The organism is Streptomyces sp. NPDC046203 (genome assembly GCF_040646255.1).
GTDB lineage: Bacteria > Actinomycetota > Actinomycetes > Streptomycetales > Streptomycetaceae > Streptomyces.
On record NZ_JBEYZX010000003.1, the window covers coordinates 240,199 to 262,697 of the forward strand.

Here is a 22,499-nt window from a genome sequence, read left to right on the forward strand (position 1 = left end):
CGTCGCGCCCCCACCCAAGGTGCAAGCCGGGGAACTCCTCGGTGAACCTCTCAGGTTCCATGACAGATGGGGAGGATGTCCTCACCGTCATGCATGTCGTGCCCCCGCACGCCTGGGACCCGGGAGTCACCCCATGAGCACTGCCCCCCGCCTGACCGCCCTCGACGCGCTCCACCGCTCGCTCGGCGCGACCATGACCGACTTCGCCGGCTGGGACATGCCGCTGCGCTACGGCAGCGAGCGCGAGGAGCACACGGCGGTCCGCACCAAGGCCGGTCTGTTCGACCTCTCGCACATGGGCGAGATCACCGTCACCGGTCCGCAGGCGGTCGCGTTCCTGGACTACGCGCTGGTCGGCAACATCTCCACGGTGGGCAACGGCCGCGCCCGCTACACGATGATCTGCCAGGAGGACGGCGGGATCCTCGACGACCTGATCGTCTACCGCCTCGGTGAGACCGAGGCCCCCGAGTACATGGTCGTGGCCAACGCCTCCAACGCGCAGATCGTCCTCGACGCGCTGACCGAGCGCGTCGCCGGCTTCGACGCCGAGGTCCGCGACGACCGTGACGCGTACGCCCTGCTCGCCGTCCAGGGCCCCGAGTCCGCCGGCATCCTGGCCAAGCTCACCAACGCCGACCTGGCCGGTCTGAAGTACTACGCGGGTCTGCCCGGCACCGTCGCGGGCGTGCCCGCGCTGATCGCCCGCACGGGCTACACCGGCGAGGACGGCTTCGAGCTGTTCCTGAAGCCGCAGGACGCCGAGGGCGTGTGGCAGGCGCTGACCGAGGCGGGCGCCGGCGCCGGTCTGGTCCCGTGCGGTCTGTCCTGCCGCGACACGCTGCGCCTGGAGGCGGGCATGCCGCTGTACGGCCACGAGCTGACCACCGCCCTCACCCCCTTCGACGCCGGTCTCGGCCGGGTCGTCAAGTTCGAGAAGACCACGAACGAGGGCCGTTTCGTCGGCCGCGAGGCGCTGGAGAAGGCCGCCGCGGCGGCCGAGACCGCCCCGCCGCGCAAGCTGGTCGGCCTGATCGCCGAGGGCCGCCGGGTGCCCCGCGCGGGCATGTCCGTGGTCGTGGCGGGCGAGGTCGTCGGCGAGGTCACCTCCGGCGCGCCGTCCCCGACGCTCGGCAAGCCGATCGCCATGGCCTACGTGGACGCCGCGTTCGCCGAGGCCGGCACGGCGGGCGTGGGCATCGACGTGCGCGGCACCCACGAGCCGTACGAGGTCGTGGCGCTGCCCTTCTACAAGCGCGAGAAGTAGACCGCGGTCGTACGCCCAGGGGCGCCCGAGTCCGGGCCGGACCGCGCGCCCTGGCGTACGCCGCTGAGGTGATTCGTCTCACCTTCCGTCTCATCCCGTAAGACCCCCGTTCATCCGCACTCCCCCGATCCAGGAGAATCACGCCATGAGCAACCCCCAGGGACTTCGCTACAGCAAGGAGCACGAGTGGCTGTCGGCCGTCGAGGACGGCGTCGCCACGATCGGCATCACGGAGTTCGCGGCGAACGCCCTCGGCGACGTCGTGTACGCGCAGCTGCCGGCGGTGGGTGAGAGCGTGACCGCGGGCGAGACCTGTGGCGAGCTGGAGTCCACCAAGTCCGTCAGCGACCTGTTCTCCCCGGTCACGGGCGAGGTCGTCGAGGCCAACCAGGACGTCGTCGACGACCCGTCGCTGGTGAACTCGGCTCCGTTCGAGGGTGGCTGGCTCTTCAAGGTACGCGTCACCGGGGAGCCGGACGATCTGCTCTCCGCCGACGAGTACACCGAGTTCTCGGGCAACTAAGGATCACTCGATGTCGCTTCTGAACACTCCCCTCCACGAGCTGGACCCGGACGTCGCCGCCGCCGTCGACGCCGAGCTCCGCCGTCAGCAGAACACCCTCGAGATGATCGCCTCGGAGAACTTCGCTCCGGTCGCGGTCATGGAGGCTCAGGGTTCGGTCCTCACCAACAAGTACGCCGAGGGCTACCCGGGCCGCCGCTACTACGGCGGCTGCGAGTACGTCGACGTCGCCGAGCAGATCGCGATCGCCCGGATCAAGGAGCTGTTCGGCGCCGAGTACGCCAATGTGCAGCCGCACTCCGGCGCGTCCGCCAACCAGGCCGCCCTGTTCGCGATCGCCCAGCCGGGCGACACGATCCTCGGTCTGGACCTGGCCCACGGCGGCCACCTGACCCACGGCATGCGCCTGAACTTCTCGGGCAAGCAGTTCAACGTGGTCGCGTACCACGTGGACGACGCGGGCCGGGTCGACATGGCCGAGGTCGAGCGCCTCGCCAAGGAGCACCGCCCCAAGGTGATCATCGCGGGCTGGTCCGCCTACCCGCGTCAGCTGGACTTCGCCGAGTTCCGCCGGATCGCCGACGAGGTCGAGGCGTACCTGTGGGTCGACATGGCCCACTTCGCGGGTCTGGTCGCGGCCGGTCTGCACCCGAACCCGGTCGAGTACGCGGACGTGGTCACCTCGACCACGCACAAGACGCTCGGCGGCCCGCGCGGCGGCATCATCCTGGCGAAGAAGGAGTTCGCGAAGAAGCTGAACTCCTCGGTCTTCCCCGGTTTCCAGGGCGGCCCGCTGGAGCACGTGATCGCGGCCAAGGCCGTCTCCTTCAAGGTCGCGGCCTCGGAGGAGTTCAAGGAGCGCCAGCAGCGCACCCTGGACGGCGCGCGGATCATCGCCGAGCGCCTGGTGGCGGACGACGTCACGGAGCACGGTGTCTCCGTGCTGTCCGGCGGCACCGACGTCCACCTGCTCCTGGTCGACCTGCGGAACTCGGAGCTGGACGGCCAGCAGGCCGAGGACCGGCTGCACGAGGTGGGCATCACGGTCAACCGGAACGCCGTTCCGAACGACCCGCGCCCGCCGATGGTCACCTCCGGTCTGCGCATCGGCACGCCGGCCCTCGCCACCCGCGGCTTCCAGGCCGAGGACTTCCGCGAGGTCGCCGACATCATCGCCGAGACGCTGAAGCCCGGCTTCGACGCCGAGGCGCTGAAGGCCCGGGTGACGGCGCTCGCCGACAAGCACCCGCTGTACCCCGGTCTGTAGTAGTGATCCTGCGGGGCCCGAGGCGATCATGAGCCGGTCGCACGGGCCCCGCTGGTCCGCCGGACCGGCACGATCCACATCGGTCATCGGGATGTTCCGACGAGCCCGACGAGCCCGGCGAGTCCGACGAGTCCGGCGAGCCCAGCGGCCCTGACCAGGCTGAAAGCTCGGAAAGATCAAGAAGATCCTGAAGAAATAATTTCGTACGCTTTTGTTCTCCGGTTCGTCCGTACGAAACCCCCGGGGCACCACGCACACTGGACAGTGAGCCTGCCAGCGCGCGCGGTGCCCCACCCACGTCTGTCCCCGCTGTCCCCGCTGTCCCCGCACATCTTTCACGGCACGTTCTGCACCACCCCGGCAGACAATGGCGTCCAGCCCCCACAAGGAGTTCCCGTGGCCATCTCGGTCTTCGACCTGTTCTCGATCGGTATCGGCCCGTCGAGCTCCCACACGGTGGGCCCCATGCGCGCGGCGCGGATGTTCGCCCGGCGGCTGAAGAACGAGGGGCTGCTCGCCCACGTGGGCTCCATACGCGCGGAGCTGTACGGCTCCCTCGGCGCGACCGGCCACGGCCACGGCACCCCGAAGGCCGTCCTGCTGGGCCTGGAGGGCCACTCGCCGCGCACGGTGGACGTGGAGAGCGCCGACGGCGAGTTCGAGCGGATCAAGTCGAGCGGCCGGATCAACCTGCTCGGCGCGCACGACATCCCGTTCTCGTTCGACGACGACCTGATCCTGCACCGCCGCAAGGCCCTGCCGTACCACGCCAACGGCATGACCGTCCTCGCGTACGACATCGAGGGCGCACCGCTCCTGGAGAAGACGTACTACTCGGTCGGCGGCGGCTTCGTCGTCGACGAGGACGCGGTGGCCGGCGAGAACCCGATCATCCCGGACGACACCGCCCTCACCCACCCCTTCCGCACCGGCGACGAGCTGCTCCGGCTCACCAAGGAGACCGGTCTGTCGATCTCCTCGCTGATGCTGGAGAACGAGAAGGCCTGGCGCACCGAGGCCGAGATCCGCGCGGGGCTCCTGGAGATCTGGCGGGTCATGCAGGCCTGCATCGCGCGCGGCATGTCCCGCGAGGGCATCCTGCCCGGCGGCCTGAAGGTCCGCCGCCGCGCCGCGACCCTCGCCCGCAAGCTGCGCTCCGAGGGCGACCCGGCCGCGCACGCGATGGAGTGGATCACCCTCTACGCGATGGCGGTGAACGAGGAGAACGCGGCGGGCGGCCGGGTGGTCACCGCCCCGACGAACGGCGCGGCCGGCATCATCCCCGCCGTCCTGCACTACTACATGAACTTCGCGGCCGGCGGCGCCTCCGAGGAGGAGAAGGAGGACGGCGTGGTCCGCTTCCTCCTCGCCGCCGGTGCCATCGGCATGCTCTTCAAGGAGAACGCCTCCATCTCCGGCGCCGAGGTCGGCTGCCAGGGCGAGGTCGGCTCGGCCTGCTCGATGGCCGCCGGCGCGCTCGCCGAGGTCCTCGGCGGCTCCCCCGAGCAGGTGGAGAACGCGGCCGAGATCGGCATGGAGCACAACCTGGGCCTGACCTGCGACCCGGTCGGCGGCCTGGTCCAGATCCCGTGCATCGAGCGCAACGGCATGGCGGCGGTCAAGGCCGTCACGGCGGCCCGGATGGCGCTGCGCGGCGACGGCAGCCACATGGTCTCCCTGGACAAGGTCATCAAGACCATGAAGGAGACGGGCGCGGACATGAGCGTGAAGTACAAGGAGACGGCGCGGGGCGGGCTCGCGGTGAACATCATCGAGTGCTGAGTCCTCGCCTGGGGGTACGCCCCTGAGGCTCTGAGGCCCTGACCCGCGCTTGTCTCGTTCGGCGCGGTCGGGGCCTTCGGCGTTCGTACGGGGGCGGCGGCGGGGCCGGGCGGGCGGGTGGGCGTTCCGCCCGACGAGCCTCGGTACGCTCGATCCCATGGCCGCCCCTCCGACGCCCGGCGAAGACGCGCTCCGCGAAGACGTACTCCGCGAAGGCGCCCTCGCCGCGCTCACGGTACGCACGGACGAACAAGGCATGTCCACACCTGCCGACTCCCCTGACCGGCGCAGGCTGGAGCGGGACCGGCTGCGGGAGCTCATCGAGGACGCGGAGCGCGAGCACGGCCCGGTCGATCCGGCGGCCGTCGAGGCCAAGCGCGCGATCCTCAGGCGCTGACCCCGGGGCCGCGCCGCGCCTCCCGCCGAGCCCCGCCCCCGGACCGCCCACCCCACGAGGGTTTCCCTGGTTCACTGTTGCTTCCCTGCAACGACACGGAAGGCCCTGCTCCCGCCATGGTGTACCGGCGTACGGAACGGACGAAGCGGCACGCGCGCACGAAGGAAGAGGCGTTCGTGCGGGCCGCGCACGAACTCGTGGCCCGGGAGGGGTTCGCCGGGGCGAGGGTGGCCGCGGTGGCCGCCGCGTGCGGGGTGAGCGCGGGCTCTCTCTACTCGTACTTCGGCAGCCGGGACGAGCTGCTCGCCCAGGTCTTCCGCCGGGCCGCGGGGCGGGAACTGGCCGCCGTACGCGAGGCGGTGGACGCCGCGCCCGCGCATCCCGGGGCCCGGCTCGAAGCGTTCGCCGACACGTTCACGCGGCGCGCCCTGCGCGGGCGGCGGCTGGCGTGGGCCCTGCTCTTCGAACCGGTCTCGCCGGTGGTGGAGCGGGAACGGCTGGCGTACCGGCGGGAGTACGCGCAGGTGTGCGAGGGCGTCGTCCGCGACGGCGTCGCGGACGGGCTGTTCGCCCCGCAGAACGCGGCCGTCTCCGCCGGCGCCGCCATCGGCGCCATCTCCGAGGCGCTGGTCGGCAGGCTCTCGCCGGAGGTCTCGCAGAAAGCGGAGGTGCCCGACGAGCAACTGGTCGCCGAGATCCGCGCCTTCTGTCTGCGCGCCCTCGGCGGCGCCCCCTCCCGCCCCCTCCCGGCCGGCCCCGCCCGACCGGCCGATCGCGCCTGATCCGTACCGCCGCCCCCTGCCCCGCCGACCCTCGTCCCGCCGACCCCTGCCCCGCCCGGCCGAAATCCCGTACTACGGAAGCTCATTGCCTCACCCCCGCACCCTCCGTACCATGAATTGAACGTGGATTCAGAGCTTGACCTGCGACGGGGGCCCCATGCGGCAAAGTGAGCAAGTGGCGATGATCGAGCGGCTTCTCGCACTGCGCGAGACACGCCGGGACGAGAAGATGCTCGACGAGGTCGTCACGATCCCGGTGACGAAGTACACCGACGAGGCCCTCCTCGACCGGGAGATCGCCTCGGCCTTCTCCCGGTATCCGCTGATCGCGGGGCACGCCTCCGCGCTCGCCGAGCCCGGGGCCTATCTCACCAGCGACTGGGACCAGTTCCCCTTCATCGCGGTCAGGGGCGAGGACGGCCGGGTCCGCGCCTTCTACAACCAGTGCCGCCATCGCGGAGCCCGGCTCGCCGACCAGCCGACGGGCACGGTGAAGAACTTCATCTGCCCCTTCCACGGCTGGATATACGGGCTCGACGGCGCGCTGAAGGGCATCACCCGCGCCCATGACTTCCCCGGCGTCAAGACCTGCGACTACGGGCTGGTGGAACTGCCCGCCGCCGAGTCCGGCGGTCTGATCTGGGTCGGCCGTACGCCGGGCGAGACGCTCGACATACCCGGCTTCCTCGGGACCTTCCACGACGACCTGGTGAACTTCGACGTCGCCTCGCTGGTCCGGTACAAGAAGACCAAGGTGGTCAAGGAAGCCAACTGGAAGCTGCTGATCAAGACGTATCTGGAGGGCTACCACGTCCCGTATCTGCACCGGGACACCCTCGCCTTCGCCTTCAAGAAGGGCGTGATCGCGCACGACGAGGACGGACCGCACATCCGGCTGTCCGCGGCGCGTACCAACATCGTCGAGACGGCGACGAAGCCCCAGGAGGAGTGGCGCATCCTGGACTACGCCTCGGTGTACTACACGCTCTTCCCCAACACCTTCTTCATCCTGCATCCGGACTACGTGTCCATCAACACGTTCTGGCCCCTCGCTCCGGACCGCACCATCTGGACCCATGAAATGCTGTACCGGGACGGCGACTTCCCCGGATCGGCGGGGCAGAGCGCGCTGGCCAAGCGTTTCGAGTTCACGAACGACACGGTCTTCGACCAGGAGGACTTCGCCATCGCCGAGGACGTGCAGCGCACCTTGCTCCACGGCGGCAGCGACCACCACGTCCTGGGCCTCGCGGAGGGTCTGCTCGCGATGTTCCAGGACAACATCGACGAACGGCTCACCGACCCGGACCCCGCCGCCCCGGACACCACCACCCCGGACACCGACTCCTCGGCCGCTCCCGCGAGCCCCACTCCCCCCACCGCCCCCCGAGCGACAGGACAGCACTCATGACCACGGACCTCGACGCTTTCGCGCACGGCATCTTCCAGGCCCAGCCGTTCAGCATGTTCCTGGGCGCCGAACTCACCGCCGTGGGACCCGGCACGGCCGAGATCCGCGTCGTCAACCGGCCCGAGATCCAGCAGCAGCACGGCTTCGTCCACGGCGGGGTCCTCAGCTACCTGGCCGACAACGCGCTGACCTTCGCCGGAGGGCTCGCCCTCGGCGGTGACGCGCTCACCGCCGAATACAAGATCAACTATGTGCGGCCGGCCGTGGGCGAGGTCGTCGTCGCCCGCGCCGAGGCGACCGCCACGACCCGGCGCCAGGCCGTGTGCCAGTGCTCGGTCTACGTCGTCTCGGAGCAGGGCGAGGAGCGCCTGGTCGCGGTGGCGCAGGGGACGATCGTGAGCGCGGGCAAGAAGGAGGGCTGAGCCCCCCTCTTACGGAGGCGCGTCCGCCGCTGGGGAGCGGACGCGCCTCCGTATCCGCTCGACGCTCTCGTCCGGCTCTCGACCGGCGCAGAACGCCGGGAACGCCGGGAAGAAGGGAAGGGGTTCGCGCCGCCTCCGACATCGCGGTCGGCTGCGGTACGACTGCAGCACGAACCCTTTCCGTCGCCGTCCGGCCCTTCAGGCGAGCGCCTCGGGCCGGGCGGCGAGGTGACCTGGGGAGGTCACTTCACCACGACGTAGTCCCCGGCCGAAGTCGAGGCACCGGTCGTGGTGTTGCCGCCGTACATCCAGCGCCACGTACCCGTCTTGGACGCCTTCACGGTCGCCTTGAGGTCACCCTTGCCGTTCGCGTACACCGTCTTCACCGAGGTGTACGAGGTGGCGCCGGCCGGCTTGAACTGCAGGCTCACCTTGCGGCCCTCGTACGAGACGTACTTCCGGGTCTCCCAGTTGGCCCGCGTGACCTTTCCGGTCACCGTCAGCGTGCCACCCTTGGCCACCGGCTTGGGCGAAGCCTTCACGGACAGACGGGAGTTGCGCTTGACGTAGACCGTCTGACCCACGTCGTCGATGTCACCGGTGCCGTCCTTGAAACGCACCTCGCCCGCGACCTTCCAGGCCCCGGCCTCGCTGTTGCGCAGGTCCCACAGGCTCGGGTTGAAGTACATCGTCTCGGTGACGTCACAGGGCGAGAGCACGACACCACAGTCGCTCGTCTCGATGGAGTGCCACAGCCGATTGTGCGTCTTGCCGCGATACAGGAATACGTCCGTCCACTTCACCTTGTAGGGGGTCGTCAGCCTGAAGGAGGTGGGCACTTTGACCCCGTTCGCGACCCCGATCACGACCGGCTTCCCGCCGTTCACCTTGACGCGGGTGAACGCGGCCCCACCCTCGGCCGCACCGGCCGGAAACGCGGCCAGGCCGGTGAACACCGCAGCCGCTCCACCGGCCACGACAGCTCTCCAGAGCTTCTTCCCCATGTGATCCCCACATCCTCTGTACCGAAAAGCGCCGGAGATGGCTTCTCTCGCGCGTATTTTCAGACAGTTGTGATCCACAAAAGGTTGTACGCCGTGTTGATCACGATCGGCGTCGGACGATCTTCGCCCCGCGAGAAGCGCCCCGCGCGGGGCCCGTCACGGACCGGGCAGGTCAGGGGCCGGACGCGACGTCACACGCCGGACCCCACCTCCCGCACCTGCTCGCGCAGGACGTGCTTGCGCACCTTGCCCGAGGGCGTACGCGGCAGCGACGGGACCACCACCAGATCCCGGGGGATCTTGTACTTCGCCAGCCGGCCGGAGAGGAACGCGCGCAGCTCCTCCAGCGTCACCGCCTCGCCGGCCTCCACCACGGCGACGACGGTCTCGCCCCAGTCCCGGTGCGGCCGTCCGACGACGGCGGCGTCCCGGATCGCCGGATGCCCCAGGATCGCCTCCTCCACCTCGGGCGCGTAGACGTTCTCGCCGCCGGTGATGACGACGTCCTTGGCCCGGCCGACGATGAACAGATAGCCGTCCTCGTCCACCCGCGCCAGATCCCCCGACTTGTACCAGTCGCCCTCGAAGGCGCGCTCCGTCGCCTCCGGATCGTCGAGGTAGCCCAGCATCCGGGTCCCCGACCGCAGCCACAGCTCGCCGATCTCGCCGGCCCCGGCGTCCCGGCCGTCCTCCCCGACCACGCGGATGTCCACGCCCGGCATGCCGCCCGCCCCGATCGACCCGGCCTTGACGAGCTGGTCCTGCGGGCGGAGCACGGAGCCCACCGGCCCCATCTCGCTCATCCCGTACACCTGGCAGAAGCGGTCCGCGCCGTACGCCGCCTCCAGCGTCCGCACCGTCTCCGCGCCCAGCGGCGCCCCGCCGTAGGCCCACAGCCGTACGCTCGGCAGCCGGAACTCGGACACGTCGCCCCCGGTCGCGGCGAGGACCTTCAACGGGGCGAGGTAGGCGATGGGGGCGCCGAAGAAGGCCGTGACCCGGTGCCTGCGCACGGCTTCGAGGAAGGCGAGGGGCTCGTACTCCTTCAACAGGACGACGGTGCCGCCCAGATAGATCATGGACAGGAACCAGTTGTTCAGGGGCGAGGCGTGCCAGATCGGCATGGCCAGCAGGAACCGGTCGTCGCGGCGCAGCCCGGCGGCGGCCGCGGTGTGGGCGGGCACGGCGGACAGCCCTCGGTGCGAGTGGAGACAGCCCTTGGGCGCGCCGGTCGTCCCGGAGGTGTACAGCACCTGCGCGACGTCGTCGGGGCCGGCCTCCACGCCCTCCCATTCCGGCGCCCCGGCAACCAGCGTGTCGAACCCTCCGTCGCCGGTGTCGTTCGTCGTGAGCGCGTCGACCTCGGGGGCGCCCTCGCGCATCCGTCCGGCCAGTTCCTCGGCGACGACGGCGACCCGCAGCTTGGAATGCCCCGCGAGGTACGCCAGTTCGGGCGCGGTCAGCTTGTGGTTGATGGGGACGAGCGCCGCCCCGGCCCGCCAGATCCCGAACGCGGCCACGGCGAAGGCGGGGGTGTTGTACGTCATCACCCCCACGCGGTCGCCCGGCCGCACCCCTCGGTCCCGCAGCACGGCGGCGGCCCGCTTGGACGCGGCGAGCAGCTCGGCGTACGTCATCGTCCCCAGATCGGACACGAGGGCCGGTTTCCCGCCACACCCGCGGGCCGACCCTTCCAGCATCCATGTCAGGTTCACCGCAGGGTCCTCCGCTGTTCCATGGGGGCTGCCGCCATGCCGAGGTTCCTCGGCATGGCGGGAATTGAATCATCGTTCCATGCCCCGGGGAAGCTTCAACTGCCGTGTGGCGTGCGGGGGATGCCGAGCGGAGGACGCAGGGGCAGGGGATGCCGGAGCGAGCGCGCCGGGACCCGGCCGCCCGGGGCGTCCGGGCCGCTACTTGCGGCCCACACCGCCGTACATCGCCACCGCCTCGCCCTCGGCCTCCGGGCGCCAGGCCGAGCAGGTCACCACGCCGGGGTCGAGGAGTTCCAGGCCGTCGAAGTAGCGGGCGACGGCGGCCGGGGTGCGCTGGGTGAGCTTCGGGGTGCCGTGCTCGTTCCAGAAGGCCACCGCCTCGTCGACGTCCGGCATGTCGGGGTGGGTGACCGTGTGGGAGAGGACGAGATGGCTGCCGGGGGCGAGCGCGTCCATGAGGCGGCGGACGATGGCGTACGACTCCTCGTCGTCCTCGATGAAGATGACGACTCCGAGCAGCATCAGCGCGACCGGCTGCGAGAAGTCGAGGGTCTTCGCGGCGGCGGCCAGGATCGCGTCGACGTCGCGGAGATCGGCGTCCAGGTAGTCGGTGCGGCCCTCGGGCGTGCCGACCAGGAGCGCGCGGGCGTGCGCGAGGACGAGCGGGTCGTTGTCGACGTACACGACCCGGGACTCGGGGGCGACGCGCTGGGCGACCTCGTGGGTGTTGTCGGCGCTCGGCAGGCCGGTGCCGATGTCGAGGAACTGGCGTATGCCCCGCTCCTCGGCCAGGTGGCGCACCGCCCGTCCGAGGAACAGCCGGTCCGCCTTCGCGTACTCCCCGATCCCGGGGTGCAGCGTCCGGATCCGGTCGCCGGCCTCCCGGTCGACGGGGTAGTTGTCCTTGCCGCCGGTCCAGTAGTTCCAGATCCGGGCGGTGTGCGGGCGGGACGTGTCGATGCGCGATCCGATGTCTGTCACGCGCGTCAACGTATCGCAGCGATCCGCCAACTCCCCTCCGCAGGTGACACATTGCCACCACCCGCTCCCACCAGCGACGACTCTGGGCGGCAGGCAAGACGCCCGGCAGGTCCACGCCATGCGCCACTCCGGGCTGAACGGGACGGAGAGCGGCTGCTACGGACTGCCCCTCTGACGGCGCCCGCCCGGCGGGTGCTACGGCGGGCGCTACGGCAGCAGCCAGTGCGGGTCCGGGACCACCGTGAGCAGCGCCGACACCAGCAGCACGACCGCCAGGACGCCCAGTTCGACGCGGGCCGGGGGCTGGGCGTCGGCGCCCCGGAGCAGCCGGCGGCGGGCGGTCAGCGCGAGCAGCGCGGCGACCCCGAAGAGGGCGAGTTTGACCAGCAGCACCCTGCCGTACGCCGTGGTGAGCACCCCGTCGAGCGGCAGCCGGCGCAGGGTCGAGCAGGTGCCGGTGACGGCGAGGGCGGCGAAGAGCCAGCCGGCCATCCGGGCGTACCGCAGCAGCACGTCCCGCCCGCCGCCGCGCAGCCGCATCACGCGCAGCACGTACAGCAGCGTGCCGAACCACAGCGAGGCGGCGGTCAGATGGATCACCGTGAGGCTCACGCCGAAGACCGGGCTGTACGACTCCGGGTGGGCGCGCAGCGCCTCCGCGCCGACGGCGACGGCGAGCGGCAGCGCGGCGAGTTCCCGGTGCCGGGTGGTCGCGGCGCAGAGCGCGGCGAGGACGAAGGCGTTGGCGGTGATCAGGATGAGCCGGCCCTCGCGCAGCCCGTACACGGTGCCGAGTCTCAGCCCACTGAGCGCGGAGAGCAGGACGAGCAGTCCGGCGGAGGCGGCGCATCCGGTGACGGCGGCCGTGAGGGACCAGCGGCGTGGCAGTGGTCCGTCGCCCGCGATCCGCACGCCGGCGAGTTCGCCGATCTGTACGGCCAGCGCGGTGACGACGAGGAGCCGGAGCACCGTGATGCTTCCGGCGGCGGGGATCTCCAGCTCGCCGGTGCCGAACTGGGCGAGCGAGTCCCCGAGCAGGGCGGTGACGAGGACGGCGAGGACCGCGAGAGCGGCCGCGGCCGTCCGGCGTATCGGAGTGCCGAAGGGCCCGGGAGGTTCGGGAGGTCCGGGAGGCGTCACCGATCGATCGTCGCCGGGGTCCGGACGGGCGGCAACTCGCGTACGGACGCATGGTCTACGCCGTACGGGTGACCCCGAGGGGTCCGCCGCCTGTCCGTACCCGCAGGGATCAGGCCTTGCTGAGGTGCGACCAGAACTCGTCCCAGGAGAGCTTGCCGTCGCCGTTGTCGTCGCGCTGCTTGATGAGCGCCTCCGCGACGGACTCCGTCACGTGGAAGTCGCCCATCTCGGCCATGACGTGCTTGTACTCGGCGGCCGTGATGAAGCCGTCCCCGTCCACGTCGAACTTGTCGAATGCCGTACGCGCCGACTCGATGTCCGCCACTGCTTCCGCCCCTTCTCGGTGCTTCGATGTCGGGGTCAGATTATCGGGCCTGACGGTGGTTCATGATGGGGGCATGAACGTGGGAGTGGCGGGGATTCTGGAGGCGGCGGCCCGGGGCGAATTCCCCGTGCCGGACGGGTCGACGACGGTGCTTCCGCAGCCCAGCGGGCGGGACGCGGGCGTGCTGGCGTTCACCGCGCACACGGTGGTGTTCCTGGACGAGGACCCGGCCTGGATCCGGGCGGAACTGGCCGCGACGGCGGGCGATCCGCTGTCGGCGAGCATGAATCCGCGGTTCCTGACGGCGCTGATGGACCGGACCGGCCGCACCATGAACACCATCGACCTGCTGACGGTCGCGGGCGCGCTGCCCGGCCCGCCGGAGATCGCGCTGCGCGAGATCGCGGACCAGGAACACCCTCGGGTGGCCCGCGCGCTCGCGTTCCGGGACGAGGTACGGGTCTGGGTCACCGACGGCGGTCTGCTCACCCTCGGCCGGGGCGTGGCGGGCCGGATGGAGGCGGCGATCGAGGTCGACGAGGACGTACGCCACCGGGGCCTCGGCCGGGCCCTCGCGCGGGCCGCCCGCCATCTCACCCCGGACCCGGTGATCTGGGCCCAGCAGTCCCCCGGCAACGCCCGCAGCGTCCGCGCCTTCCAGGCGGCGGGCTACCGTCCGGTGTGCAGCGAGGCGTTGCTGCTGAAGGGGTGAGCCGCGCGGGAGGGGGGCGGGGCTGGGGTCGGGGGTCAGGGTCGGGGTCGGGTCCGGGGTCAGGGTCGGACTCAGGGGCAGGGCCAGGGGCGGACTCAGGGGCAGGGCCAGGGGCGGGGACTCAGCGGAACACTCCCGTGTGGCCCAGCGAGTAGCGGCCCGGCTGCGGGTAGACGGCCAGTCCGTGCGGGCCGCTGCCGACGGGGATGCGGGCCAGCTGCTTGCCGCTCGCCGTGTCGATCGCGTACACCTCGGAGTCGTAACGGCCGGACAGCCACAGCACCTTGCCGTCGGCGGAGACCCCGCCCATGTCGGGCGAGCCGCCCTGGGGCAGCTTCCACTTCTTGGTGAGCTTGTCCTGGGTGAAGTCGAAGACGGAGACGGTGCCCTCGCCCCGGTTGGACACGTACATCTCCTTGGAGTCGCGGGAGACGTAGAGCCCGTGGCAGCCCTTGCCGGTGGGCAGCAGGTGCGGGGTGGTGAACTTCTCGCCGTCGAGCACCCACATACCGTGCGCCATCATGTCGGCGACGTAGAAGGTCTTCCCGTCCGGGGAGATCTTCACGTCCTGGGGCATGGCGCCCTTGAACGGCAGTTTCTGCTGGCCGACGACCTTCATCGCGGCGGTGTCGACCTTCAGTAGCTCGCCGGAGAACTCGCAGGAGACGACGAAGTAGCGGCCGTCGGCGGAGAAGTCGGCGTGGTTGACGCCGTAGCAGCTGACGGGGACGCTCTTCTTCCGCTCCATGGAGTGCGCGTCGCGGAAGACGAGTTCGCGGTCGAGCGAGGCCATGACGACGGCGTACTTGCCGTCCGGGGTGAAGTAGAGGTTGTACGGGTCGTGGACGTCGACGGGCTTGCCGGCCTTGCCGGTGGCCGGGTCGATGGGGGTGAGGGTGTTGCCCCGGTCGTTGTTGACCCAGAGGGTCTTCAGGTCCCAGGAGGGGACGACGTGCTGGGGCTGCTTGCCGACCGGGATGGTCTCGATCACCTTGTAGGTGGCCGGGTCGATGACGGAGACGGTGTTGGAGTTGGTGTTGGGGACGTAGACCCGGGAGGGGAAGTCCTTGACGACCGGGGAGAGCGCGCCCGGACGGTCGGCGGCGTAGAGGTCGTGCGGATCGAGCGGCGGGGGCATGCCGGGCAGGAGGGCGGGGTCGACGGCCCGCTTGGGTACGGCGGCGGCCGCGGCGGCCTCCTTGGTGCCGTTGGCGTGCGGGGCCGGGGCGGAGCCGCCGCCGCAGGCGGCGAGGCCGGGGCCGAGGGCGAGGAGCAGGGCGGCGGCCGTCAGCGCGCGGGTCCGGGCGCCGAGGTGGGCGCGGGGGCGGGTGCCGGTGTCTGCGCGGGCGTGGGCGTGGGCTTGGGTGGGGTTCGGCATCAGCTCAGCAGCTCCGTGGTGGTCACCGCGCGCAGGCGGCGGCGGTCGAGGTCGGCGAGGAGGAGGGGCAGCGCGGTGACGGTGTCGGGGTAGCCGAGGTGGAGGCTCACGATCGATCCGGCCCGGACGCGCTCGGTGACGTTGGCGACGACGGCATGCGGGCCGGGCGAGGTGTAGTCGAGGGAGTCGACGTCGTAGGACAGGACGTGCGGGTACCCGGCGCGCTGGGCGGCCTGGCGGACGGTGTCGTTCGCGTGCTGGGTGCGCGAGGGCCGGAACCAGGTGCCGATGGAGCCGGTGAGCCGGCGCAGCCGGCGGGCACAGCCTTCGATCTCGGCATATGCCTCGGCTTCGGTCATGTCGTTGATGCCGATGTGGCGCTGGGTGTGGTTGCCGAGGTCGTGGCCGCCGTCCAGGACGCGCCGGGCCATCTCGGGGTGCCGGTCGAGCCAGTCGCCGACGGCGAGGACGGTGAGCCGGGCGCCGCCGTGTTCGGCCCGTTCCAGTACGGCGCGGGCGAGGGCGGGGTCGCCCTGGCCGTGGAAGGTGAGCGCGACGTGGGGACGGTCGGGCGGGCCGGTGGCGATCTCGGCGGGACGGCCGGGGTAGCGGCGGGGCAGCGGGGCGGCCACGGGCGCGGCGGGGGCGGGGCCCCGGGAGTGGGCGTCGGCGGGCGCGAGTCCGGGGGTGGGGCGGGTACCGCAGGCGGTGGCGATGGCCCCCGCGAGGGCGGTGGCCGCGCCCGCCCGGAGGGCACTGCGGCGGTCGGTCGGCATCACAAGTCCATTTAAGGCCGATTGATCCCGAAAGATAATGATCCGGCCCGTTCGAGCGCGCGTTTGCACCCTTTGCCCCATGTCCAGCATGCGGACGAAGGGAGGAAACAATCAGCAAACCCTATATTTATTCATCGTTTGAAAGGTGGGTGCTGTACATCACCGAGGATTCATCTGCGCCACACCCCTGAATGTCCGCATATGCTCGTTAGGTCCTTTTGGCTACAAGGCCACCTGTCTGAGATAGTCGGTGCCACGACCCCCATTGACCCGGGCCAGGTCGTCAAGCGGCTGTGGATACACCCCCCCGTCCACGGCGCATCTCACGAAAGCCCCCACGCGCCCCACCAACGGCGGACGGGGGCTTTCGTGCGTCCAGGGAGGGGCGGGGGCGGGGCCCCGGGAGCGGGCATCGGCGGGTGGCGACCGACGGCCATCGGGGGACGTCAGCGGTCGAGCACCCGCATCTCGAACCAGACGGTCTTGCCGCGCGGGGCCAGATCGACGCCCCAGCGGTCGGAGAGTTTGTCGACGAGCATGAGACCCCGGCCGCTGGTGTCGAGCTCGTGCACCGGCATCAGACAGGGCAGTCCGCGCGAGGGATCGCGCACCTCGATCCGGATCCGGCCGCGGCGACGGTGCATCCGCAGAGTGAACGCGCGGGCGCCGGTGTGACGCACGGCGTTGCCGACCAGTTCGGAGACGAGCAGGACCGCGTGCTCGGCGATCTGCGGCCCGAGACTCCATTCGCGCAGCACCACCCACTGGGTGAGCCGGCGGGCGAGCGCGGCGGACTGGGGAAGCGACGGCAGCCGTACGTCCTCCTCCGCCGGGTTGCCGTACTCGGCCAGCGCCCGCGTGGTCACCCGGTACGTCTCCGCCGCCTGTTCGTCCTCGGCGCCGGGCCCCCATCGGGCGACGACGCCCGTGCCGCGCTGCCGCGGCTGCTCCATACCCTCCAGGCCCGCCATGCCCACCATCATGGCCGCCCGGGGCCGTTCGCGGGGCCGTTCCCCGGGAATCGTCCCTCCGGAATCGACAATTCCGGGCCAGTGACAATGGCACATGCCGAGAGCGTTCCAGGGGCCATTAGGCCCTATCGCTCCGGAGTCCGGACATGGGACGGCCCGCGGCCGGAGAACCGGACGCGGGCCGTTGGTCACGCGCGGGCGCGCGCGGGGGACTTCGGACGTACGGAGGGCTCGGGTCGTACGGCGTACAAGCCCGGACATACGACGTACGAGTCCAGGCGTACGTCGTACGAGTTCAGGCGGTTCAGGCGACGCGTTCGGGCGGGGCTCAGACGAACTTCGCCTTGCCCGGCCCCTCCTCGACGAAGCTGCGCATGCCGCGCTCGCGGTCCTCCGTAGCGAACAGGCCCGCGAACCAGGTGCGTTCGATGGCGAGACCGGTGTCGATGTCGGCCTCCAGACCCTGGTCCACGGCCTCCTTGGCCGCGCGCAGCGCGATGGCCGGGCCTTGGGCCAGCTTCGCCGCCCAGGCATATGCCTGCTCGTAGACCTCGGCGGCCGGGACGACGCGGTCGACCAGGCCGAGCTGGAGCGCCTCGTCGGCCTTCACCATGCGACCGGTGAAGATGAGGTCCTTCGCGCGGGAGGGGCCGATGAGACGGGACAGGCGCTGGGTGCCGCCGGCGCCGGGGATCAGACCGAGCAGGATCTCGGGCTGGCCCAGCTTGGCGTTGTCGGCGGCGATCCGGTAGTCGGCGCAGAGCGCCAGCTCGCAGCCGCCGCCCAGCGCGTACCCGGTGACGGCCGCGACGACGGGCTTGGGGATGCGGGCGATGGCGGTGAAGGAGTCCTGGAGCGAGCGGGACCGCACGACCATCGCCGCGTGATCCATGACCTGCATCTCCTTGATGTCCGCACCGGCGGCGAACACCTTCTCGCCGCCGTAGAGGATCACGGCGCGCACGTCGTCGCGGCGGGTCGCCTCCTCGGCCAGCTCGCGCAGCCGGTCCTGGGTGGCGATGTCCAGGGCGTTCATCGGGGGACGGTCGAGCCGGATCGTGCCGACGCCTTCGGCGACTTCGAGGTTCACAGTCATGCCCGGAAGGTTAGCCGCCGCGTACGGCACGGGACCCGGTGCCGTTGGTCACAGCACCGGGTCCCGTGTGAGGGTCCGGCAGGCCCGAACGCCGCCGGGCCGTGGGTTGGTCAGGCCGTCAGGCCTTCCACGCCGACCAGGACATGTTCCAGCCGTTGAGGCCGTTGTCCGGCTGGATCTGCTTGTCGCGGGAGTTCTTCACGACGACGACGTCGCCGACGAGCGAGTGGTCGAAGAACCAGGCGGCCGGCATCGAGCTGTCACCGGCGCCCCGTGCGTCGCGCAGGCCCACGCAGCCGTGGCTGGTGTTCGTGGTGCCGAAGATCGAGGGCGAACCCCAGTAGTTGCCGTGGATGAAGGTGCCGGAGTTGGACAGTCGCATGGCGTGCGGGACGTCCTTGATGTCGTACTCGCCACCGAAGCCGACCGTGGCCCCGTTCATCCGGGTGATCTTGAACTTCTCGCTGATGACCATCTCACCGTTGTACGTGGTCGTGGACGGCGCGCCCGCGCTGATCGGGATGGTCTTGATGACCGCTCCGTCGCGCTCGACCTTCATCGTCTTGGCGCTCGCGTCGACCGTGGAGACCTGGCGGCGGCCGATGGCGAAGGAGAAGGTCTTCTTCTGCTTGCCGTACACGCCCGGACGGCCCTCGACACCGTCGAGGTTGAGCTGCACGGTCACCTTGGTGCCGGCGGCCCAGTAGTGCTCGGGACGGAAGTCGAGCCGGTCGTTGCCGAACCAGTGGCCCTCGATGTCCACGGCCGGCTCGGCCGTGACCTTGATGCCGCGCTCGACGGCCTCAGGGTCGGTGATGCCTCGGCTGAACCGGATGGAGACCGGCATGCCGACGCCGACGGTCTGACCGCTCTCCGGCGTGTACTGACCGATGAAGGTGTTCTGCGGGACGAGCGTGGTGAAGCTCGTGTCCTTCGCCGACTCAAGGCCCGCGGAGTCCTTGGCGATGGCGTGCACCTTGTACTTGGTGCTGGCCGAAAGATGTCCGGTCGGCTCCCAGCTGGCGCCGTCGGCGGACATCTTGCCCTCGACCTCGTGGCCCTCGGAGTCGGCGACCGTGACCGTGGTCAGCTTGCCCTTCTCCGCCGTCACCTTCAGCGCGCCGTTGGTGGCGACCGCGTCGGCGCCGTCCTTCGGAGCGATCGCGACGACCGCCTGCGAGGCCGCGGTGTCCCCGCCCGACCCGGAACCCACCGAGCCCGAGGCGCCCTTGTCGTCGCCGCCCCCGCACGCGGTCAGGACGAGAAGCATCGTCCCCGTCGCCAGGGCACCCAGGCCCCGGATGGCCCGGCGACTGCGACGTCCCGCGAAAGCTGCGGATATCGGCTGCCCGTTCACTATCCTGTTCTCCCCTCACATGGCACCGGCCTCGCCGGTTCCCACCCCCGGTGTGCGACTCCTCCCGCACACACAGCGTCAGATAACCACACCGCTGGTCACGAAACTTCCCTTCGAATGTCACCGTTCCGTCGCAGTTCACTCGAACGAGCCCCGAAATCCCCGGAATCTGAGAGTCCGGCAACAGGAAAAGGTGCTAAAGGGGCTACGGACGCCTTGAGGGGGTGGGTGGGCGACGGCGGGAGGGAACGGAGCCGCCGGCGGAGGAAGGCCGGCGGAAGAGATCTGCCGAGGGGCATGGAAAGAGGTCGGCCGAGAGTCGTGGGGGAGTTTCGGCCAGGGCCCTGGTGACCGCCCATACGGCCAAGGGCCCTGGAGCCCTGGAAGCTCTGGAGCCCTGGAGCCCTGGAGCCCTGGAGCCCTGGAGCCCTGGAGCCCTGGAGCCCTGGCAAGGGTCAGTGAAGGGCCGAGCCCGCCTTCCACTGGGTCCAGTCGAGATTCCAGCCGCTCAGCCCGTTGCCGGCGGACACGACCGAGTCGCGGGAGTTCACGACCTCCACCACGTCGCCGATCAGCGTCCGGTCGAAGAACCAGCCCGCCGGGGTGTCCGCGCCGCCGCCCTTCACATCGCGCAGTCCGACACAGCCGTGGCTGACGTTCGTCGCGCCGAAGGTGTCCGCCGGCGCCCAGTAGTTGCCGTGCAGGAAGGTCCCGGAGTCGGTGAGCCGCATCGCGTGCGGCACGTCCTTGATGTCGTACTCGCCGCCGAAGCCGACCGTGGCCCCGTTCATCCGGGTCACGTCGTACAGCTCCGTGACCACCATCTTCCCGTTGTACGTGGTGGTCGACGCCGCCCCGGCGGTGATGGGCAGCGTGGTGAGCAGCTCGCCGTCGCGGCGGATGTCCATGGTGTGCCGCTCGGCGTCGACGCGGGAGAGCTGCGCGCGGCCGACGGTGAAGGCGACCGTCCTGCGCTGGATCCCGTACGTGCCGGGGGCGCCCTCGACGTCGCGCAGGTCGAGGTCGACGGTGACCCGGGTGCCGGGGCGCCAGTACGCGGCGGGGCGGAAGTCCAGCCGGTCCGTGCCGAACCAGTGGCCGGCGACCTCCACCGGCGGATCGGACGTCACCCTGATCGCCCGCTCGACCGCCGCGCGGTTGCGGATCCCCTGGTTGAAGGAGAGGGAGACGATCATCCCGACGCCGACGGTGGAGCGGTTCTCCGGTTTGAAGTAGCCGATGAAGCGGTTCTCGGGCACGACGGTGGTGAAGGTGGTGTGCCGGGCCGAACGGCGGCCGTGGCCGTCCAGCGCGATCGCGTCGACGCTGTACTTGGCGGCGAGCGCGAGCCGGGTGCCGGGGCTCGGCCGCCAGCGCAGCCCGTCCGTGGAGATCTCCCCCGCGACCCGGGTGGACTGGCCGTCCTCGACCTGGACGACCGTCACCCGTTCCAGGCGTCCGCTGGTCACGGACACCTCCAGGGGCCCGTCGGCGGGCGCCCCGCGACTGCCGTCCTCCGGGTTCACCCGGATCACGTCGCCCGGCGCCCGGCCGCCCGGCAGCTTCAGGTCGATCGTCACCGTGCCGCCGCCCAGCTTGCAGCCCGCGAGCCCGGCCATCCCCACGAACAGTCCGGCCCACAGCCCGGCCACCGCGAGCGCGCCGCCCGCCCGCTTCCGCACACTTCTCACGCCCCGCCCAACGACGGACACCGCGCGGGGTGACGTGTGGGGAAGCGCGCGGGGGTACGGGCGGGGTGACGTGTGAGGAAGCGCGCGGGGGTACGTGCGGGCGGGCCGGGCGCAGGCCCCGGCCCGACCCTGAGTGGTCAGCCTCGGTCGGAGACCCGTACGTAGCAGGTGTAGTCGCCCTCGACCTCGGCGTTGTTCGAGCCGATGGAGACGTTGGGCGAGCCGTTGGCGTAGTAGGTGTCCGTCGGGCGGGCGTCACGGACCCAGGCGGACGGCGCCGCGCCGAACTTCCGACCGCAGAGTTCGCTGGACCGCTGCTCGGCGAAGGCGAAGCCGTCGTCGCCCTCGAAAGACTCCTTCAACTTCAGCTGCCCGAAGACCCGCAGATCGGCATCGGCTCCACAGGCGACGGGACGGATCAGCTTGACGTCGTCGAGACCGGTGTCGGTGGAACCACACGCGCCCGGCTTCGTCTCGGCGAGCGGCCGCAGCACCTTCGCGGCCTCCTTGGTCTTTCCGTCCCGGTCCCCGGCCGCGGGCACCTTGGTGGAGCCGTGGTCGGTGAGGACGTACTCGGCCTTGACGGAGGTGATCGCGCGCGGCATCCCCGCCTTCCGCAACACGTCCAGGACCGGGGTGTAGTCGGCGGTCGCCTTCAGGAGCCGCCCCTTGTCGTCGGCCACCACGGTCAGATCGACCGCGCGGCTGTCCTCGCCTTCCACCAGCATGTATCCGATGCTGTTCGGAAGCCCGTAACGGGCGAGGCGCGGAGGCACGTCGAGCTTGTACGTGCGGCTGCCGTCGGCGCCCTTGACCGGCTGTTCCTTCTCGCGGGCGACGCGGACCAGCTCGGCGAGCGTCCCGCCGTACGGTGCCGCGTCCCCGGCGCGCTGGAGCAGACCGTCCATGAGGTCGGTCAGCTCCTTGGGGCCCCGCGAGGAGTAGCGCAGCCAGTCGCCCTGACGGGTGCGGAAGTCGATCTCGCTGCCGTGGATCGCGTACGTCTCGCGCACGGCGGGCCCGCCGGAGCGGCTGCCGAACATGTCGGTGGCCGCCTGTCCGGGGAAGGTGCGCGGGATCTTGAACACGCGCTCCACGCGGGCGGTGTTCGCGGTGTAGTCCTGTGTGCCGGTGGACCGGTCCACGGCGGTGCCGCGGGCGGTGCCGTAACTCAGGGTCGAGATGAAGGCCGCGTTGCCGGCTTCCTTCGTCGCCCTGGTGACGGCCGCCAACTGGCCGCCGAGGCTCACCTCGTAGACCGGTGTCGGTGTCGGCTTCGGCGGCTCGCTCTCGGCCGCCGCCCCGGAGCCGCCCGTCCCGCACCCCGCCACGAGCAGCAGCGGCAGCAGAGCCGCGACGGCGGCACGACGCCGCCCGGCCCGGTGATCGTTTCTGGTCCCCACCCTGAAATTCCTTCGTCCGTTTTGACTGCTTGACCCGGATGGTAAGCGATCAAGGTCGGCGGAAGCATGCGAGAAACCGCAGGTGGGGGCCGGTATACC

At 70.9% G+C, this 22,499-nt stretch carries 21 protein-coding genes; 9 read left to right on the plus strand and 12 right to left on the minus strand.

Annotated elements, in window-relative coordinates:
- Positions 1-133 precede the first annotated feature (133 nt).
- From gcvT to ABZ990_RS04370, 8 genes are all read left to right on the plus strand, one after another.
- Positions 134-1,267, plus strand: coding sequence for a glycine cleavage system aminomethyltransferase GcvT (gene gcvT / locus ABZ990_RS04335; protein WP_361224977.1), 1,134 nt, complete (start codon positions 134-136; stop codon positions 1,265-1,267).
- 145 nt (positions 1,268-1,412) lie between these two features.
- A complete protein-coding gene (gene gcvH, locus ABZ990_RS04340; protein ID WP_361224979.1) occupies positions 1,413-1,790 on the plus strand; it encodes a glycine cleavage system protein GcvH in 378 nt (125 codons plus the stop codon).
- A gap of 10 nt (positions 1,791-1,800) precedes the next feature.
- Positions 1,801-3,057: a serine hydroxymethyltransferase gene (gene glyA / locus ABZ990_RS04345; RefSeq protein WP_361224982.1), complete on the plus strand. Its 1,257-nt coding sequence runs from the start codon at positions 1,801-1,803 to the stop codon at positions 3,055-3,057.
- A gap of 396 nt (positions 3,058-3,453) precedes the next feature.
- Positions 3,454-4,839: an L-serine ammonia-lyase gene (locus tag ABZ990_RS04350; protein ID WP_361224985.1), complete on the plus strand. Its 1,386-nt coding sequence runs from the start codon at positions 3,454-3,456 to the stop codon at positions 4,837-4,839.
- Between the two features lie 157 nt (positions 4,840-4,996).
- Entirely contained in the window at positions 4,997-5,236 is a 240-nt protein-coding gene (locus tag ABZ990_RS04355; RefSeq protein ID WP_361224988.1) for a hypothetical protein, read from the plus strand.
- Between the two features lie 116 nt (positions 5,237-5,352).
- Positions 5,353-6,018, plus strand: coding sequence for a TetR/AcrR family transcriptional regulator (locus ABZ990_RS04360; protein ID WP_361224991.1), 666 nt, complete (start codon positions 5,353-5,355; stop codon positions 6,016-6,018).
- A 181-nt stretch (positions 6,019-6,199) separates the two neighbouring features.
- Positions 6,200-7,429, plus strand: coding sequence for an aromatic ring-hydroxylating dioxygenase subunit alpha (locus ABZ990_RS04365; protein WP_361225113.1), 1,230 nt, complete (start codon positions 6,200-6,202; stop codon positions 7,427-7,429).
- Positions 7,426-7,851 (plus strand): PaaI family thioesterase, encoded by a 426-nt coding sequence (locus ABZ990_RS04370; RefSeq protein ID WP_361224994.1) that lies wholly within the window; start codon positions 7,426-7,428, stop codon positions 7,849-7,851. Before ABZ990_RS04365 ends, ABZ990_RS04370 begins: the two co-directional genes overlap by 4 nt.
- A 242-nt stretch (positions 7,852-8,093) precedes the next feature.
- On the opposite strand, the gene ABZ990_RS04375 is transcribed toward ABZ990_RS04370, so the two are convergent.
- The 5 genes from ABZ990_RS04375 to ABZ990_RS04395 all read right to left on the minus strand — a co-directional run bounded on the left by ABZ990_RS04375 (position 8,094) and on the right by ABZ990_RS04395 (position 13,016).
- Positions 8,094-8,855, minus strand: a complete 762-nt coding sequence (locus tag ABZ990_RS04375; RefSeq protein WP_361224996.1) for a hypothetical protein — start codon at positions 8,853-8,855, stop codon at positions 8,094-8,096.
- 191 nt (positions 8,856-9,046) lie between these two features.
- Positions 9,047-10,555 (minus strand): AMP-binding protein, encoded by a 1,509-nt coding sequence (locus ABZ990_RS04380; protein ID WP_361225115.1) that lies wholly within the window; start codon positions 10,553-10,555, stop codon positions 9,047-9,049.
- A gap of 213 nt (positions 10,556-10,768) precedes the next feature.
- Positions 10,769-11,551: an SAM-dependent methyltransferase gene (locus tag ABZ990_RS04385; RefSeq protein WP_361224999.1), complete on the minus strand. Its 783-nt coding sequence runs from the start codon at positions 11,549-11,551 to the stop codon at positions 10,769-10,771.
- Between the two features lie 207 nt (positions 11,552-11,758).
- Positions 11,759-12,691, minus strand: a complete 933-nt coding sequence (locus ABZ990_RS04390; RefSeq protein WP_361225001.1) for a CopD family protein — start codon at positions 12,689-12,691, stop codon at positions 11,759-11,761.
- Between the two features lie 109 nt (positions 12,692-12,800).
- Positions 12,801-13,016, minus strand: a complete 216-nt coding sequence (locus ABZ990_RS04395; protein ID WP_361225003.1) for an EF-hand domain-containing protein — start codon at positions 13,014-13,016, stop codon at positions 12,801-12,803.
- A 73-nt stretch (positions 13,017-13,089) separates the two neighbouring features.
- On the opposite strand from ABZ990_RS04395, the gene ABZ990_RS04400 reads away from it, so the two are divergent.
- Positions 13,090-13,728, plus strand: a complete 639-nt coding sequence (locus ABZ990_RS04400) for a GNAT family N-acetyltransferase (RefSeq protein WP_361225005.1) — start codon at positions 13,090-13,092, stop codon at positions 13,726-13,728.
- Between the two features lie 121 nt (positions 13,729-13,849).
- On the opposite strand, the gene ABZ990_RS04405 is transcribed toward ABZ990_RS04400, so the two are convergent.
- The 7 genes from ABZ990_RS04405 to ABZ990_RS04435 all read right to left on the minus strand — a co-directional run bounded on the left by ABZ990_RS04405 (position 13,850) and on the right by ABZ990_RS04435 (position 22,400).
- Complete coding sequence (locus tag ABZ990_RS04405; RefSeq protein WP_361225008.1) at positions 13,850-15,106, minus strand: YncE family protein; 1,257 nt, start codon at positions 15,104-15,106, stop codon at positions 13,850-13,852.
- Complete coding sequence (locus tag ABZ990_RS04410; protein ID WP_361225011.1) at positions 15,106-15,882, minus strand: polysaccharide deacetylase family protein; 777 nt, start codon at positions 15,880-15,882, stop codon at positions 15,106-15,108. The genes ABZ990_RS04405 and ABZ990_RS04410 overlap by 1 nt, the downstream gene beginning before the upstream one ends.
- A 446-nt stretch (positions 15,883-16,328) precedes the next feature.
- Entirely contained in the window at positions 16,329-16,853 is a 525-nt protein-coding gene (locus tag ABZ990_RS04415) for an ATP-binding protein (RefSeq protein ID WP_361225014.1), read from the minus strand.
- 328 nt (positions 16,854-17,181) lie between these two features.
- Positions 17,182-17,949 (minus strand): enoyl-CoA hydratase-related protein, encoded by a 768-nt coding sequence (locus tag ABZ990_RS04420; RefSeq protein WP_361225016.1) that lies wholly within the window; start codon positions 17,947-17,949, stop codon positions 17,182-17,184.
- Positions 17,950-18,067: 118 nt separating this feature from the next.
- Entirely contained in the window at positions 18,068-19,306 is a 1,239-nt protein-coding gene (locus tag ABZ990_RS04425) for an Ig-like domain-containing protein (RefSeq protein ID WP_361225019.1), read from the minus strand.
- Positions 19,307-19,761: 455 nt separating this feature from the next.
- Positions 19,762-20,997 (minus strand): Ig-like domain-containing protein, encoded by a 1,236-nt coding sequence (locus ABZ990_RS04430; protein ID WP_361225021.1) that lies wholly within the window; start codon positions 20,995-20,997, stop codon positions 19,762-19,764.
- Between the two features lie 137 nt (positions 20,998-21,134).
- The gene (locus ABZ990_RS04435) at positions 21,135-22,400 is read right to left on the minus strand and encodes a hypothetical protein (protein WP_361225024.1); all 1,266 of its coding nucleotides are present in this window, start codon (positions 22,398-22,400) and stop codon (positions 21,135-21,137) included.
- Positions 22,401-22,499: the final 99 nt, after the last annotated feature.